We start from the raw sequence: 259 nt of genomic DNA, 5'->3' as shown, positions 1-259 counted from the left end.
GCGCGTTCGGCGTACCGGGCGCGAGCCTGTTGCGATTGGCTTTCCACTTGGCGCGCACGTACGGCTGATTGTGCCCCGATACCGTGAGCGCCAGATTCGTCACCCAACGGTGCGTGGGCACGCGCACGTCGTGCACGGCGAATGCGAGCACGGCCAGACTCAGCGTGACCACGGCGGCCGAAATGCGCGTGGACGGCGTCTTCCACCAATAGACCACGAAGGCAAGCGCGGTAAGCGCGCCGACGATGCAGCCCGTCAC

The 259-nt window shown here is 66.8% G+C and carries 1 pseudogene; it reads right to left on the bottom strand.

From position 1 onward, the window contains the following. A pseudogene (locus tag SB751_RS32335) lies at positions 1-259 on the bottom strand (phosphoesterase); the annotation flags it as partial.

The organism is Cupriavidus sp. SIMBA_020, assembly GCF_046535395.1.
GTDB classification, from domain to species: Bacteria; Pseudomonadota; Gammaproteobacteria; order Burkholderiales; family Burkholderiaceae; genus Cupriavidus; species Cupriavidus campinensis.
The sequence above is the reverse complement of the archived record's forward strand: the minus strand, read 5'-3'. Positions and strand labels throughout refer to the sequence as shown.